This is a genomic window from Planotetraspora kaengkrachanensis (genome assembly GCF_016862895.1).
GTDB classification, from domain to species: domain Bacteria; phylum Actinomycetota; class Actinomycetes; order Streptosporangiales; family Streptosporangiaceae; genus Planotetraspora; species Planotetraspora kaengkrachanensis.
This window is the reverse complement of the sequence record NZ_BONV01000015.1, coordinates 33,053-47,503: the sequence shown is the minus strand read 5'-3', so window position 1 is coordinate 47,503 and position 14,451 is coordinate 33,053. Positions and strand designations below refer to the sequence as shown.

Sequence of the window (14,451 nt, the reverse complement as noted above, 5' to 3'; positions counted from 1 at the left end):
GCGTGAGCACACTACCGATCCTGAGTGACCACGACCCCGAGATCCGGAATTCGCCGCCCGCCCTCGAGCACGTGCCGTACGGCGTCGCGGGGCGGCATGTCCCTGCACAGGCGGGCGACGGCACCCGCGACGATCGCGGTCGCGAACGACGTGCCGCTCCAGGCCGCGTAGCCGCGGAAGCCGGAGTGGTCGACGAAGCTGCTCTTCAGGCCGACGCCCTCGGCCCAGGCGTCCACCCACGGGCCGTGCCCGGAGAATTCCGCCCTCGCGTCCCCGTCGAGGGCGCCCACCGCGAGCACGCCGGGCAGCGCGGCGGGCCAGAAAGGGCGGGAGGAGCCGGTGTTGCCCGCGCAGGCGACCGCGGCGGGAAAGGCGGCCAGCGCGTCCTCAAGGCCCGCGGGAGGCCGGTCGTCGAAGGTGTGGCCCCCGAAGGAGAGGTTGAGGACGTCGACCCGGTCGTGCCGCAGCCGGGTCAGTGCGCGCAGCAGCGCCGCCTCGTCGCCGACGCCGTGACTGTCCAGCAGGCGCAGGGCGCGCAGGCGCACGCCGGGGGCCTGCTGGAGGATCAGCCCGGCGACGAACGTGCCGTGCCCGGCCTGCTCGTCGAGCGCGCCGTCCCCGTCGGCGTCCGGAGTCTCGGCGATGTCGTCCCGGTACCAGTCGAGCAGCCACGGATGGGGTGCCAGGCCAGTGTCCAGGACGCCGACGGTGACGTCACAGGGCTCCCCCTTCTCGTACGGCACGGCGGCCGCGGGCGTGGGCCTGCCGCCCGGCCCGCCGAAGTACAGCGGTTGGCCCACGATGAGGTGGTTGGGCGACGCCACGTGGCCCCCGTCCCGAAGCGTGGCGGTGAGGTCGAGCACGTCCACGCCGGGCGACAGCCGTACATGGTGGAGGGGGCCGGCCGGGGCGGCGTCGTCGGCCCAGCGGGCCGCGGCGTCCGGTGAGGAGGTGAGGAGTTCGCCGGGCCGGATGAGGGCGGGCCGGTCGGGGAGGTGTTCTACCAGCGTGGCGCGCATCCGGACGTCCTTCGCGAGGGAGTCACGAGTCGATCACGATAGGCGGCTTTCCCGATCCGGAGCGTTAACAAGCCTGATTCGCTATGACCTCCCTCTGGTGCCGGGCCACGACGGACGGTAGTCTCTCTAACGTTTGAAACTTGTGATCATCCCAAACTATGAGGCCGTTGGGGAAGGCGCACCTCATGGGATTTGGGAGGTCCGGTGGCTGCTGCTCGTGGCGTCCTGTACGTCCACTCGGCTCAGCCTGCATTGTGCCCGCACATCGAGTGGGCCGTCGCAGGCGTTATTGGCGTACCCGTCGACCTGACGTGGACAGCTCAGCCCGCCGCGCCCGGGACCTTAAGGGCCCAGGCGGAGTGGGAAGGCCGTCCTGGCACGGCCGCCGCGATCACGTCCTCGTTCATGGGCTGGCAGCGCATCCGCTTCGAGATCACCGAGGACGCCTCACCGGGCGTGGACGGTTCCCGGCACGCCTACACGCCGTCGCTCGGCGCCTTCACGGCCGTGGTGGGCGCGAACGGCGACATCCTCATCCCGGAGGATCGCCTGCGCAACGTCATGCTCATGGCCGCCCAGGGACGCGCCGTGATCGAGGACGAGCTCGACCGTCTGCTCGGCAAGCAGTGGGACGAGGAGCTCGAGTCGTTCCGCTACGCGGGCGAGGGCGCGCCGGTCCGCTGGCTGCACGCCGCCGTGTGATCCCCGACTGACCCGGTCCGGCGGCGACACCCCGCCGGACGACGTCCGACGACTGACGCCGAAGGCGCCGGCCCCCCCCACGGGACCGGCGCCTTCGGCGTCGAATCGGCACTCGGATCAGCGAAGGTTCACCGCCGGACCCGCTGCCGGATCAGAGCGGAATGTTGCCGTGGGCGCCGCGCGCCGGCGTGGCCTGCGCGATGAGCCTGGCGATCGCCCCGCGCGTTTTGGCCGGCTCGAGCACCTCGTCGATGACTCCGAGATCGATGGCCCGCTGGAGACCGCCGGCGACCTTCTCGTGCTCCTCGGCCAGGCGGGCCTCCAACGCGGGCCGCTCCTCCTCGGAGACCGCCGCGAGCTCGCGCCGCTTGAGGACCCGGACGGCCGCGACCGCGCCCATGACCGCCACCTGGGTGGTGGGCCAGCCGAAGACCCTGGTCGCGCCGAGCGCCCGGGAGTTCATCGCGATGTAGGCGCCGCCGTACGCCTTGCGGGTGACCAGCGTGACCCTCGGTACGGACGCCTCGGCGAAGGCGTGCAGCAGCTTGGCGCCGCGCCGTACGACGCCCTCGTGCTCCTGGCCCACTCCGGGCAGGTAGCCGGGCACGTCGACCAGCACGATCAGCGGCACGCCGAACGCATCACACATCCGGACGAACCGGGCGGCCTTCTCGGCCGAGGCGGAGTCGAGGCATCCACCGAGCCGCAGCGGATTGTTGGCGACGACGCCGACCGTTCGCCCGCCGAGACGGCCGAGAGTGGTGACGATGTTCGGCGCCCACTTGGGGTGCAACTCCACGCCCGGCTCGTCGAGCAGACCGTTGACGAGCGGGTGCACGTCGTAGGCGCGGCGCGGGTTGTCGGGGAGCAGCGTGCTGAAGTCGACCTCGTCGACCTCTCCGCGACCCCGGCCCTGGTGGCCGAGCAGGGTGGCGAGCTGCCGGGCCCTGAGCAGCGCCTCAGGCTCACTCTTGGTGACCACGTGGACGACGCCGCTGCGCTTGCTGTGCGGCTCCGGCCCGCCGAGCGCCGCCATGTCGATCTGCTCGCCGGTGACGCTGCGGACGACGTCGGGTCCCGTGACGAAGATGCGGCCGTTGTCGGCGAGGACCACGATGTCGGTCAGCGCGGGCCCGTAGGCCGCGCCCCCCGCCGCCGGGCCGACGACGACGGAGATCTGGGGGACGACCCCGGAGGCCTTCGTCATCACGGCGAACACGCGGCCCACCGAGTGCAGCGACTCGACGCCCTCGGCGAGTCGCGCGCCGCCGGAGTGCCACACCCCGATGACGGGGACCCGCTCGCGCACGGCCACGTCGTACGCATGGACGATGTGCTCGCACCCCTCGGCGCCCATCGCGCCGCCCTGGAAACGGGCGTCGCTGCAGAAGGCGACGACGGGGACTCCCTCGACGCGGCCGGTGACGGCCAGCACGCCGCTCTTGTCCTCAGGGGAGATCAACCGGATGGAGCCCTCGTCCAGAAGGTGGCCGAGGCGCGCCCTGGGGTCGCGGGGATCGACAGGCTCCTGTTCGGAATCCCCGGTCACCGTCCCGTCGTCGAGCACAGTCATACGAGACTCCTTGCTCAAACAGAGGTGAAGGCCACTGCGACTTGCTCAAACAGAGGTGAAGACCACTGCGACGTTGTGCCCGCCGAACCCGAAGGAGTTGTTGACCGCGGCGATCTGCCCGCCGGCGAGCTTGCGCGGCTCGGCCCGGACGATGTCCACCTCGATGCCGTCGTCCAGGTCGTCCACGTTGATGGTCGGGGGGACGACGCGCTCAGTCAGCGCGAGGATGGTGAAGACCGACTCGATGCCGCCCGCTCCGCCCAGGAGGTGACCGGTCATCGACTTGGTCGAGGTCACCAGCGGGTGGGTGCCGACCGACTCCTTGATGGCGATCGTCTCGACGACGTCGCCGGCGGGGGTGGAGGTCGCGTGGGCGTTGACGTGGACGATGTCGGCGCCGGTCAGCCCGGCCGCCTCCAGCGCACGCCGCATGGCGGTCTGAATGCCCGCGCCCGAGGGCTCAGGCTGGGCGATGTGGTGGGCGTCGGAGGAGTACCCCGCCCCGGCGGCCACCGCGTAGATCTTGGCGCCGCGAGCGCGCGCGTGCTCCTCGGACTCGAGCACGACGATGCCCGCGCCCTCGCCGAGCACGAAGCCGTCACGTCCCTTGTCGAACGGGCGCGACGCGCGTGCCGGCTCGTCGTTGCGGGTCGACATCGCCCGCATGGCCGCGAAGGAGGCGATGTTGAGCGGGTGGATGGCTGCTTCAGTGCCGCCCGCGACCACCACGTCGGCCCGGCCGTCCTTGATCATCTGTACGCCGTAGGCGATGCCCTCCGCGCCGGTGGCGCAGGCGCTGACCGGCGAGTGGGTGCCCGCCTGCGCACCGATCTCGATGCTGATCCATCCGGCGGAGCCGTTCGGCATGAGCATCGGCACGGTGAACGGAGAGAGCCGGTTCCAGCCCTTCTCCTTGAACAGGTCGTAGGCGTTGAGGATCGTCGTGATGCCGCCGATGCCGCTTCCGACGGCGACGCCCAGCCGCGTCGGCTCGACCTCGGGCTTGCCGGCGTCCTGCCACGCCTCGCGGGCCGCGATCAGCGCGAACTGCTCGGCGCGGTCGAGCCGCCTCGCCTCGGGCCGGGGGAGTACGTCCCCGGGGTCGACCGCCGCGAGACCGGCGAACTTCACCGGCACGGAGTCGATCCAGTCCTCTTCCAGCGTGCGGACGCCCGACCGCCCGTCGAGGAGCGCCGACCAGGTTGAGGCGGCGTCCCCACCGACGGGCGTCGTCGCGCCGATCCCGGTGACGACCACTACCCGGTCATTACTCACGTCTCTGCACTCCTCTTTGATGAATTGGGTGAAACGTGCGGGTCCGGCACGTTCGCCGGGCCCGCCCCCGACCGGCTAGGCCTGGATGAAGTTGATGACGTCCTTGACGGTCTTCAGGTGCTTGAGCTGGTCGTCGGGGATCTCGACGCCGAACTCGTCCTGCGCGGCCACGGCGATCTCGACCATGGAGAGCGAGTCGATGTCGAGGTCGTCCACGAAGCTCTTCTCCGGGGTGACCTCGTTCGCCGGGATTCCGGTGATCTCGTTGACGATCTTGCCGAGGCCAGCCAGGATCTCCTGCTCGGTCAGTGCCATGTCGGTGGTTCTCCTTGAATTCATGGATTATCTGGATCTTGTACGGCGAGCCGCACAAAGCGTTACGGTAGCTCGATCACCTGGGAGGCGTACGTGAGCCCCGCGCCGAAACCGAGCAGCAGGGCGAGCCCGCCCGAGGGCACCTCGCCGCGCTCGATCATGCGGGACAGCGCGAGCGGGATCGACGCGGCGGAGGTGTTGCCCGCCAGGACGATGTCCCGCGCGATGACCGCGTTGTCGGCTCCGATCTTACGGGCGATGGCCTCGACGATGCGCAGGTTGGCCTGGTGCGGGACGAACGCGGCGAGCTCGGCGGGGTCGACCCCCGCGCGCTCGCACGCGGCCTTGGCGACCGGGTGGAGCGCCGTGGTGGCCCAGCGGAAGACGGTCTGACCCTCCTGCTGGAGGAACGAGTTGCGGTCCTTGACCATGATCGCGTCCGACTTGTCGCCCGCGCTGCCCCAGGCCACCGGGCCGATGCGGGGCGTGTCCGACGGGCCGACGACCGCCGCGCCCGCGCCGTCGGCGAAGATGACCGCGGTGGTGCGGTCGTCCCAGTCGACCCACTGGCTGAGCTTCTCTGTGCCGACGACCAGGACGTTGGTGGCGGAACCCGCCCGCACGGCGTCGTTGGCCGCGGCGAGCCCGTAGCAGAAGCCGGCGCACGCGGCGTTGACGTCGAAGGCGCCCGGCGCCTCGATGCCGAGCCGGTGCGCGACCCGGCCGGCCGCGTTCGGGATCTGCGCCTCGAGGGTGCAGCTCGCCACGATGACGAGGTCGATGTCGCTGCTGGACAGGCCGCTCGCGGCGAGGGCCTTTCCGCCGGCCTGGACCGCGAGGTCGATCTCCGACTCCTGCGGGCCGGCGATGCGGCGCTCCTTGATGCCGACCCGGCTCTGGATCCACTCGTCGCTGGTCTCGATCCGCTGGGCGAGATCGTCGTTGGTCACGACATCGGCGGGCTGATAGCCGCCGAACGCGAGGACCCTCGCGCCGGGAGCACCTTGGCTGAGCCTCACTTGAGCACCTCTCGGGCGGCGTCCAGATTATCGGGAGTCTTGAGTGCGACGGTCCTCACGCCGGGCAGCCCGCGGCGCGCGAGGCCGGTCAGGGTTCCGCCGGGCAGTAGTTCGATCATCGCGGTCACACCCTCGGCCGCCATGGTCGCCATGCAGGCGTCCCACCGGACGGGGTTGGCGACCTGCTTGACGAGGCGGTCGACGAAGTCGGAACCGCCGTCGACGAGGGCGCCGTCGGAGTTGGACAGTAGTTTGACCGCCGGGTCGCCGGGCTTGATGCCGGCAGCGGCCTGGCGGAGCTGATCGACGGCCGGAGCCATGTGGACCGTGTGGAAGGCGCCCGCCACGGACAGCGGGATCAGGCGGGCCTTGGCCGGAGGGTCGGCCTTGAACGCCTCGAGTTGCTCGAGTGTGCCGCCGGCGACGATCTGGCCCGCGCCGTTGATGTTGGCCGGGGTGAGGCCCTGCGCGGCGATGGCCGCGAGCACCTCGTCCTCCGTGCCGCCGAGGACGGCGAGCATGCCGGTCTCGGTCACGGACGCGGCCTTGGCCATCGCCTGGCCGCGTTCCCTGACGAGGCCGAGCGCCTCCTCGCGGGTGAGCACGCCCGCCATCGCGGCGGCGGCGAGTTCGCCGACACTGTGTCCGGCCACCAGGTTCGGCGTGACGCCGAGCACGTCGTAGGCGGCCAGGGCGGCGGCCACGAGGAGCGGCTGCGCGACGGCGGTGTCGCGGATCTCGTCGGCGTCCGCGGTCGTGCCGTACGCGATGAGGTCAAGGCCGACGATCTCGGACCAGGCGGAGATGCGGTCACGGAACTCGGGGATCTCGAGCCAAGGGGCGAGGAAGCCCGGAGTCTGGGCACCCTGGCCCGGGGCGGCGATGACGAGCACGTAATCAACCCTGCCCTGTAGAGGTTCGCCACACCGATGGAGATCCGAACGAACTTTGGACCCGCCCGTTTGTGGGGTACCTACAGTTTCCGTTGCGCTGCGGTTAACGGGAGCTCGCTACATTACGGACAGGCGGCCGAGTATGAGGCCCACCTGAAGGGTGAATGCGGATCTGCCCTCCGTCGGCTGGTAACCGGTCAGCTCGGTGATCTTCTTGAGCCGGTACCTCACGGTGTTCGGATGGACGAACAGCAGCCGCGCGGTCGCCTCCAGCGAGGTGCCCTGCTCGAGATAGGTCGCCAGAGTGTCCAGGAGCGGCGTGCCCGCGAGAGGTTTGTAGACGTTCTCCACAAGCTGGGCCCTGGCGTCCTCGTCGCCGTCGAGGGCGCGTTCCGCCAGCAGGTCCTCGGCGAGGACCGGCCTCGGCGCGTCCGGCCACCCGGCGGCCGCGCGCAGTCCGGCGATGGCGGCGCGCGCCGAGCTCGCGGCGGCGTGCAGGTCGGGCACCTCCGGGCCGATCACGATGGGACCCGGGCCGAACCGGGGGACGACGCTGCGGGACGCGTCCTTGACGCCCGCGGCGCCGCCGACGATCACGATCAGCCTGTCGCCCTGCACGCCGGCGAGCAGTTCGTGGCCCACCCGGCGGCCCTTGTCGCGCAGGCCGTCGATGATGCTCTGCGGGTCGTCGTCGGGCGCGTGCCCCGCGAAGACCATGACGGGCGCCGACGTCCAGCCGAGCGCCGCGGCCCAGGAGTGCAGGCCGTCGTCCACCTGCCCGCGCACCAGGGCGTCGACGATCAGCGCCTCGAGCCTGGCGTCCCAGGAACCGCGTGCCTCCGCCTCCCTGGCGTACACCTGGGCGGCGGCGAAGGCGACGTCGCGGGTGTAGCGGAGCATCGCGTGGCGGAGCACGTCCGCCCCGCCCGGGGCGGCGAGTTCGTCGACCTGGGCCTCCACGACCTCGACGACGATGCGGACGAGGTCGACCGTCTGCTGGAGTGACACGCTGCGCTTCAGCTCGCGCGGAGCGGTGCCGAAGAACTCGATGCTCGGAGTGGGCCGTCCCTCGCCCGCGTGGCCGAACCACTCGACGAACGCCGCGATGCCCGCCTGGGCGACCAGGCCGACCCACGACCGGTCCTCCGCGGACAGCGCGCGGTACCAGGCGAGCTGCTCCTCCATGCGGGCCATCGCGGCCGTGCCCAGGCTGCCCATGGCACGGTCGAGCCGTCGCGCCGTGTCCTCCTGGACCTTCGCGTTCATGCCGCCTCCCCGGCCGTCCGCGCGAGCGCGGGCACCGTCGCGCCCGTCGCCGCGCACCTGCCGGCCGTCCTGCTCTCCCGCTCGCTCACGTCTCTAGCGTGCCAGGTCATCCGGGGTGCTGCGGCACTCGGCGCGGCGGGGCGGGGCATGGCGGTCATCCGTACAGGTCCTAGATGACCGCGACGGCGGTGACGAGGCCGATGACGAAGTGCGTGACGGCCAGCAGGAGCGCGGCCGGTTGGAGTGTGGGCTCCTGGACGAGCTCGCGGACGGAGATCCCGGCGACCCGGTCGAACACCACCATCCCGAGCGTCTGCGCGACGATGCCGACGAGCCCGAACACGAGCGTGGCGAGCAGCCCCTCCCGCAGCACCCCTCCCGACGACCAGATCGAGGCCGCCACGATGAGGCCGACGGCCGCGAGGCTGGAGGAGGCGAGCAGGGTCGCGTTCGGGTTGCGCTCCGTGCGGATCACCTTGCTCAGCCGCCCGGGCGTGGCGAGGTCGATCACGTAGAAACCGGCGATGAGCAGCAGCACGCCGAGGATCGCGTACGCCAGGATCGCCAGCGAGCCATGGCCGAGGACCTCGGCGAAGGACGTGGTGGGGGGTGCGGGATTCATCGTGAGGGCGGTCGCTTTCATCCGTGGATGCGGTGAGGGACGAAGGAGGAGGTGTCATCGGTGATCAGCCCTGAGGTCTCGCGGATGCCCAGCCCCGCCGACTCGTCGTCGACCATCCAGGCCCCGAGGACCGGCCGCCAGCCGGCGAAGTCGGGCAGCGGGAGGAACTCCTGGTAGACGAAGCCCTCGGCGCCGTAGTCGCCGTCGGTCTCGACCGTGAGGCCGGGGGCGACGACGCGCATGGACGCGCCCTCGCGGCCGAGCAGCGGCTTCTGGACGTACCCGGCGCCCGCGGCGAGGTCGCGCGGTCCGTCGAGGTAGGCGGGAAGCAGGTTCGGATGGCCCGGGTACAGCTCCCACAGGACGGCGAGCAGCGCCTTGTTCGACAACAACATCTTCCACAGGGGCTCGATCCAGGCCATCGAGATCTGCTGGGCCAGGGCGTGCGGCGCGAACGGCTCGGCGACGATCCACTCCCAGGGGTAGAGCTTGCACAGGGAGCGGATCACCCGGTGCTCCATGTCGACGAAACGCCGGTTGAGCGCGTCCCAGCCGACGTCCTCCATGGCGAGCGCGACCGTGGCCAGCCCGGCCTGCTCCGCGGTCTCCTGGAGGTAGGCGAGCGTCATCACCTCCTCGCCCGTCTCGTCGGCGTTCGTCCAGGCGAAGTGGACCGGGCCGGTCGGCAGCGGTAGCGACTTCCAGCGGTCGATCAGCCGTTCGTGCACGGAGTTCCACTGGTCGTCCTCGGGGAAGACGTCGCGCAGCCAGAACCACTGGACGACGGAGCTCTCCACGAGGCTGGTCGGGGTGTCGGCGTTGTACTCGAGCAGCTTGGCCGGTCCCGTCCCGTCGTAACGCAGGTCGAACCTGCCGAAGACGTGCGCGTCACGCCGGCGCCACGACTCGGCGACGGCCGCGCGCCAGGCGGGCGGCACGGCGAAGTCGGCCAGCCGGTCATGGGCGACCACGTGCTCGGCGGCCGCGAGGCACATCCGGTGGAGCTCCTCCACCTGCTCCTCGAGAGCGAGGACCTCGTCCATGGTGAAGACGTAGTGGACGCTCTCGTCCCAGTACGGCCTGGCCAGGCCCTCGGGGTGGGCGGACCGGTGGAACGCGAGCCCCTGTGACTCGACGGTGGCGGCCCAGTCGTCCCTGGGCCGTGACGCCTCCCTGCGCATCAGCCGCCGCCGCCGCTGTGGAAGCCGAAGCCGCCGCGCTGGATGACCCGTCCCGACCGGGTCGAGATCTGCGAGCCGGACGGCTTGATCGTCGTCCCGTTCAGCACCCGACCGGCGACGCGGGCACCGCCGTAGTACCACGCGTAGGCGCCGTGGGGGCCGTGGTAGCGCGTGTCGTCGCAGTAGTCGTCGCCGACCACGGCGTACGAGCCGTCGGCCTGACGGCTGGAGGTGTCGACGCAGTCGGCGTTCACCTCGTCGGAGCGGTTCTGCGCGACGCAGAATCCGACGACGAGGGTGGACAGGCCGCCGATCATGCCGAGCTTGATCACGCTCGACTTCTTGATGCCGCCCTGTCGTGGACGCCCGGCCGGAGCCGTCCCCGCGAACGGGGGAGGGGGCTGCCGCGGAGGCACGTACGGAGGCGGCTGGTATGGAGGGGGAGCCTGCGCGCGGGGCGCCCGCGGAGGCTCGTCCCCTGGACCGGCGTCGTCCGGAGCGGGCTCGTCCTTGGCGGCGGCGTTCTTGGCGTCGTCGAGTGGGGCCGGGCCGTCGGGTGCGGGCTCGTCCTTGGGGGTGGTGTCCCCGGTGTCGTCGTGTGGGGCCGGGCCGTCGGGTGCGGGCTCTTTTTCGGGGGTGGCGTCCTTGGCGGCGGGGCCGTCGGGGACGGGATTCTGCGGAGGGTTCTCCCCGGACTCCGTCATCGGGCTCCCCTCGGTAGAGAATCTGTGCAGATCGGTCGAACGATAGCGCCAGCCAGACGAACGGGACAGGGGCGGGTTTGGTTCCCCGGCCACCTCGAAACGGCCCGCGCGCCGCCGGCCGCCACTCGGGTAGCGTGCCGGTGTGGATCCGGTCGAGGCTCTCAAGCGCATCGCCTTCCTCCTGGAACGGGCGGGCGAGCCCACCTTCCGCGTCCGGGCGTTCCGCGGAGCGGCGGCCACCGTAGGCGCCCTCCCGCGAGACGAGCTCGTACGGCTCGCGCGGACCGGCGGCCTCGGCGACCTCAAGGGCATCGGCAAGGTCACCGCGCTCGCCGTGACCGAAGCGCTGAACGGCGACGTGCCCACCTACCTCCGGCGTCTGGAGGACACCGCGGACGTCGACCTGGACGAGGCGACCTCCGCGCTGCGGGCGGCGCTCAGGGGCGACCTGCACAGCCACTCCGACTGGTCCGACGGCGGTTCGCCGATCGAGGAGATGGCGGTCGCGGCACGGGGGCTCGGCCACGACTACCTGGCGCTCACCGACCACTCGCCCCGGCTGACGGTCGCGAACGGGCTGTCCGCCGACCGGCTGCGCGAGCAACTCGGCGTCGTCGAGGAGCTCAACGCCGGCTTCGCGGCAGAGGGCTCCGCGTTCCGGATCCTCACCGGCATCGAGGTCGACATCAACCCCGACGGCTCGCTCGACCAGGAGCCCGCCCTGCTGGAGCGGCTCGACGTCGTGGTGGCGAGCGTGCATTCGCAGCTGAAGATGGGCGCCGACGACATGACCCGGCGGATGGTGACGGCCGTCGCGAACCCCCATGTCGACGTGCTCGGCCACTGCACGGGCAGGATCGTGCGCGCCGGCGGACGCCGGGGCGGGCTGCGCCCCGAGTCGGCGTTCGACGCGGAGATCGTGTTCGAGGCGTGCAGGCGGTTCGGCGTCGCCGTCGAGATCAACTCGAGGCCCGACCGGCTCGACCCGCCGAAGCGGCTGCTGCGGCTCGCCTACGAGATGGGCTGCTCCTTCTCCATCGACTCAGACGCGCACGCTCCCGGCCAGCTCGACTGGCAGAGGTACGGCTGTGAGAGGGCAGCGCTCTGCGGGATCGGCCCCGACCGTGTCGTCAACGCGCGGCCGTGGGAGGAACGGCACGTCGCAGGCTGACCCTTCACGGTGCCGAGGGGCGCCGAGGGGTGCCGCCGGGCGCCGCCGGGTGATGGTGGTGTGGCGTCCTGGTGAGTCGGTTTCGTCGGGTTTCGCCGGGCTCGTCGGCGTAGCTTCGAACCATGAACCGCCGTGACGCCCTGGTGGAGGAGCTCCGCGCGGGCGGCCGGCTCTCCGCCCGTGAGCTGGCGTCGCGCCTCGGCGTGAGCAGGCGCACCGTCATCCGGGACGTCGCGCTGCTGCGCGAGGAGGGTGTGCCCATCCGGCTGGATTCCGGCGGTTACGTCATCTCTGAGCTGGAGTCGGTCAAACGGTCGATCGACCAGGCGCTGCTCGGACGGCGGATCCTGCGGATCGAGTACGGCGACGGCCGGGGGACGGTGACGTCCAGGGACGTCGAGCCCAGCATCTGCCTGGGTGGCAGGGGAGGCCACTGGTATCTGGTGGCCTGGTGCCGGCTGCGGGACGACGTGCGCGTCTTCCGCCTGGATCGGATCGTGTCGGCCGTCGTCACCCGTGAGCGGTATCCGGAGCCCACGCCGGACCGCCTCGCCGGCCTCGCGGACGCCGTCGCCGGCTGAGAACCTCCCGGCCCTGCGGATCCTTGACGCCCTCCCAGCTGTAAGTAAAGCTTACTAATTATTTGCTCCGGCTCGTGGAGGACGCCATGAGGCCTGCCGTTCCGCTCGAGCGGGCCTCGGGGCGAAGCTCCAGGCTCGCCCGGTTCGCCGTGCTGTCGCTCATGGTCGCGCTACTCACCGCCGGTGCGGAGGTCGTCGTGTTCACCGCCGCCGAGCCGGCCCGCGCCGCCTCGATCGGGGACGTGGTGCCCGCACCCGTGTCGGCGCAACCGGCGAGCGGGACGGTCTACACGCTGCCCGCCGAGGCCGGCATCTTCACCGAGGCGGGCTCCGCCCAGGCCGCCGAGGTCGGGAACCTCCTGGCCGGGATTCTGCGGCCGTCGACCGGCTACCCCCTGCCGGTCTCCGCCGCCGGCTCGGGCACGCCGTCCGGCGGCATCTCGCTGCTGCTCAGCGGCGCGGACGCGAGCGTGGGTCAGCAGGGTTACCGGCTCGACGTGACGTCGGCGTCCGTGGTGATCCGCGCGCGGACGGCCACCGGCCTGTTCAACGGCGTGCAGACGCTTCGCCAGTTGCTGCCCGCCGAGGTCGAGAGCACGACGGTCCGCCCCGGCCCGTGGACGGTGCCCGGCGGGCGGATCGTGGACTACCCGCGCTTCGCCTACCGGGGGACCATGCTGGACGTCTCCCGTCACTTCCACCCTCTGGCGACGGTCAAGCGGTACATCGACAGGATCGCCCTCTACAAGATCAACTATCTGCATCTGCACCTGTCAGACGACCAGGGCTGGCGGATCGTCGTGGACGCGTGGCCCCGGCTCGCGACGTACGGCGGCAGCACCCAGGTCGGCGGCGGCGCGGGCGGGTACTACACCAAGGCCCAGTACCAGGACATCGTCGCCTACGCGGCGCAGCGGCAGATCACGATCGTGCCCGAGATCGACATGCCCGGGCACACCAACGCCGCCCTCGCGTCGTACGCCGAGCTGAACTGCAACGGGGTGGCGCCCGCCCTCTACACCGGTACGGACGTCGGCTTCAGCTCGCTGTGCACCTCCAAGGAGACGACCTACACCTTCGCGCAGAACGTGCTGGCCGAGCTCGCGGCGATGACGCCGGGGCCGTACCTGCACATCGGCGGGGACGAGGCCAGCGCGACCTCCGCGTCGCAGTACGCGACCTTCATGAACCGGGTGCAGCCGCTCGTCGCCGCGACCGGCAAGGCGGTGATGGGCTGGCACCAGATCGGCGCGTCGGCGGTGCAGCACTCGCCGGGCCGCGTGACGCAGTACTGGGGGCTGACCACCTCGGACTCCCTCGTCAGCGGAGCCGTGTCGAAGGGCGCGAAGGTCGTGATGTCCCCGGCCAACAAGGCGTACCTCGACATGAAGTACACCTCGGCGACCACGCCGGGACAGAACTGGGCGGGCTACATCGAGGTGCAGACGGCCTACGAGTGGAACCCCGGCACGTATCTCAGCGGCGTCCCGGAGAGCGCCGTGCTCGGCGTCGAGGCGCCGCTGTGGACCGAGACCGTCGCCACCGAGGACCACATCGAGACGATGGCCTTCCCCCGGCTGCCGGCGATCGCCAAGCTCGGCTGGTCGCCGTGGTCCACGCACAACTGGACAGCCTTCCGCCAGCGGCTGGGCGCCCAGGGCCCGCGCTGGACCGTCATGGGCATCGACTTCTACCGGTCGCCGCAGGTGCCGTGGGCGACCGGCGGCCAGGGGACCGTGCGGTACGAGGCGGAGAACGCCGTCATCTCACGCGGCGTCGCCGAGTCGAACCACGCCGGGTTCTCCGGCACCGGCTTCGTGAACTACGACAACGCCGCGGGGAGCTACGTGCAGTGGACGGTGAACGCCGCGGCGGCGGGCCCCGTGTCGCTCCGGTTGAGGTACGCCAACGGCACGTCCACCGGCAGGCCGATGGACGTCTCCGTCAACGGCACGACCGCGGCGGCGGGCGTGGCCTTCAACGGCACAGGCGCGTGGACCACGTGGCAGACCAGGACGCTGACCGTCGACCTGAACGCCGGGACGAACACGATCAGGGCGACCGCGACGACGTCGGGCGGCGGTCCCAACGTGGACTACATCGAGGTCCAGCGGTGAGCGGGTGTCCTGT

At 71.4% G+C, this 14,451-nt stretch carries 14 protein-coding genes; 4 read left to right on the top strand and 10 right to left on the bottom strand.

All coding sequences use genetic code 11. The features are described 5' to 3' along the window. Nucleotides 1–11 precede the first annotated feature (11 nt). Complete coding sequence (locus Pka01_RS18370; protein ID WP_203884017.1) at nucleotides 12–1,019, bottom strand: S8 family peptidase; 1,008 nt, start codon at nucleotides 1,017–1,019, stop codon at nucleotides 12–14. 204 nt (nucleotides 1,020–1,223) lie between these two features. Here Pka01_RS18370 and Pka01_RS18365 point away from each other — a divergent pair, with 204 nt between their 5' ends. Beyond that, complete coding sequence (locus Pka01_RS18365; RefSeq protein ID WP_239115098.1) at nucleotides 1,224–1,721, top strand: DUF3145 domain-containing protein; 498 nt, start codon at nucleotides 1,224–1,226, stop codon at nucleotides 1,719–1,721. Between the two features lie 151 nt (nucleotides 1,722–1,872). Here Pka01_RS18365 and Pka01_RS18360 read toward each other — a convergent pair whose 3' ends face one another. The 9 genes from Pka01_RS18360 to Pka01_RS18320 form a co-directional block, all read right to left on the bottom strand. Further along, nucleotides 1,873–3,294, bottom strand: coding sequence for an acyl-CoA carboxylase subunit beta (locus tag Pka01_RS18360; protein ID WP_203884016.1), 1,422 nt, complete (start codon nucleotides 3,292–3,294; stop codon nucleotides 1,873–1,875). A gap of 45 nt (nucleotides 3,295–3,339) precedes the next feature. Continuing rightward, a complete protein-coding gene (gene fabF / locus Pka01_RS18355; protein ID WP_203884015.1) occupies nucleotides 3,340–4,569 on the bottom strand; it encodes a beta-ketoacyl-ACP synthase II in 1,230 nt (409 codons plus the stop codon). Between the two features lie 75 nt (nucleotides 4,570–4,644). Further along, nucleotides 4,645–4,884: an acyl carrier protein gene (locus tag Pka01_RS18350; RefSeq protein WP_203884014.1), complete on the bottom strand. Its 240-nt coding sequence runs from the start codon at nucleotides 4,882–4,884 to the stop codon at nucleotides 4,645–4,647. Nucleotides 4,885–4,946: 62 nt separating this feature from the next. Beyond that, nucleotides 4,947–5,903, bottom strand: coding sequence for a beta-ketoacyl-ACP synthase III (locus Pka01_RS18345; RefSeq protein ID WP_203884013.1), 957 nt, complete (start codon nucleotides 5,901–5,903; stop codon nucleotides 4,947–4,949). Further along, a complete protein-coding gene (locus tag Pka01_RS18340; RefSeq protein WP_203884012.1) occupies nucleotides 5,900–6,796 on the bottom strand; it encodes an ACP S-malonyltransferase in 897 nt (298 codons plus the stop codon). The genes Pka01_RS18345 and Pka01_RS18340 overlap by 4 nt, the downstream gene beginning before the upstream one ends. Before the next feature lie 117 nt (nucleotides 6,797–6,913). Next, on the bottom strand, nucleotides 6,914–8,062 hold the full coding sequence (locus tag Pka01_RS18335; RefSeq protein WP_239115097.1) for a PucR family transcriptional regulator: 1,149 nt from the start codon (nucleotides 8,060–8,062) through the stop codon (nucleotides 6,914–6,916). A gap of 169 nt (nucleotides 8,063–8,231) precedes the next feature. Next, nucleotides 8,232–8,705, bottom strand: coding sequence for a DUF350 domain-containing protein (locus tag Pka01_RS18330; RefSeq protein WP_239115096.1), 474 nt, complete (start codon nucleotides 8,703–8,705; stop codon nucleotides 8,232–8,234). Further along, nucleotides 8,702–9,865, bottom strand: a complete 1,164-nt coding sequence (locus tag Pka01_RS18325) for a glutathionylspermidine synthase family protein (protein ID WP_203884011.1) — start codon at nucleotides 9,863–9,865, stop codon at nucleotides 8,702–8,704. Before Pka01_RS18325 ends, Pka01_RS18330 begins: the two co-directional genes overlap by 4 nt. Beyond that, nucleotides 9,865–10,569: a hypothetical protein gene (locus Pka01_RS18320; RefSeq protein WP_203884010.1), complete on the bottom strand. Its 705-nt coding sequence runs from the start codon at nucleotides 10,567–10,569 to the stop codon at nucleotides 9,865–9,867. Before Pka01_RS18320 ends, Pka01_RS18325 begins: the two co-directional genes overlap by 1 nt. A gap of 142 nt (nucleotides 10,570–10,711) precedes the next feature. On the opposite strand from Pka01_RS18320, the gene Pka01_RS18315 reads away from it, so the two are divergent. The 3 genes from Pka01_RS18315 to Pka01_RS18305 all read left to right on the top strand — a co-directional run bounded on the left by Pka01_RS18315 (nucleotide 10,712) and on the right by Pka01_RS18305 (nucleotide 14,438). Then, nucleotides 10,712–11,740: a PHP domain-containing protein gene (locus Pka01_RS18315; protein WP_203884009.1), complete on the top strand. Its 1,029-nt coding sequence runs from the start codon at nucleotides 10,712–10,714 to the stop codon at nucleotides 11,738–11,740. A 122-nt stretch (nucleotides 11,741–11,862) separates the two neighbouring features. After that, nucleotides 11,863–12,321, top strand: a complete 459-nt coding sequence (locus Pka01_RS18310; RefSeq protein ID WP_203884008.1) for a helix-turn-helix transcriptional regulator — start codon at nucleotides 11,863–11,865, stop codon at nucleotides 12,319–12,321. 86 nt (nucleotides 12,322–12,407) lie between these two features. Next, on the top strand, nucleotides 12,408–14,438 hold the full coding sequence (locus Pka01_RS18305; protein ID WP_275414477.1) for a family 20 glycosylhydrolase: 2,031 nt from the start codon (nucleotides 12,408–12,410) through the stop codon (nucleotides 14,436–14,438). Nucleotides 14,439–14,451: the final 13 nt, after the last annotated feature.

What these genes read in the sequence shown, in the direction of transcription:
- Pka01_RS18310 (WP_203884008.1), top strand. Translation starts at nt 11,863, where the DNA reads ATGAACCGCCGTGACGCCCTGGTGGAGGAGCTCCGCGCGGGCGGCCGG.
- Pka01_RS18335 (WP_239115097.1), bottom strand. Translation starts at nt 8,062, where the DNA reads ATGAACGCGAAGGTCCAGGAGGACACGGCGCGACGGCTCGACCGTGCC.
- Pka01_RS18320 (WP_203884010.1), bottom strand. Translation starts at nt 10,569, where the DNA reads ATGACGGAGTCCGGGGAGAACCCTCCGCAGAATCCCGTCCCCGACGGC.
- Pka01_RS18305 (WP_275414477.1), top strand. Translation starts at nt 12,408, where the DNA reads ATGAGGCCTGCCGTTCCGCTCGAGCGGGCCTCGGGGCGAAGCTCCAGG.
- Pka01_RS18360 (WP_203884016.1), bottom strand. Translation starts at nt 3,294, where the DNA reads ATGACTGTGCTCGACGACGGGACGGTGACCGGGGATTCCGAACAGGAG.
- Pka01_RS18330 (WP_239115096.1), bottom strand. Translation starts at nt 8,705, where the DNA reads ATGAAAGCGACCGCCCTCACGATGAATCCCGCACCCCCCACCACGTCC.
- Pka01_RS18350 (WP_203884014.1), bottom strand. Translation starts at nt 4,884, where the DNA reads ATGGCACTGACCGAGCAGGAGATCCTGGCTGGCCTCGGCAAGATCGTC.
- Pka01_RS18325 (WP_203884011.1), bottom strand. Translation starts at nt 9,865, where the DNA reads ATGCGCAGGGAGGCGTCACGGCCCAGGGACGACTGGGCCGCCACCGTC.
- Pka01_RS18370 (WP_203884017.1), bottom strand. Translation starts at nt 1,019, where the DNA reads ATGCGCGCCACGCTGGTAGAACACCTCCCCGACCGGCCCGCCCTCATC.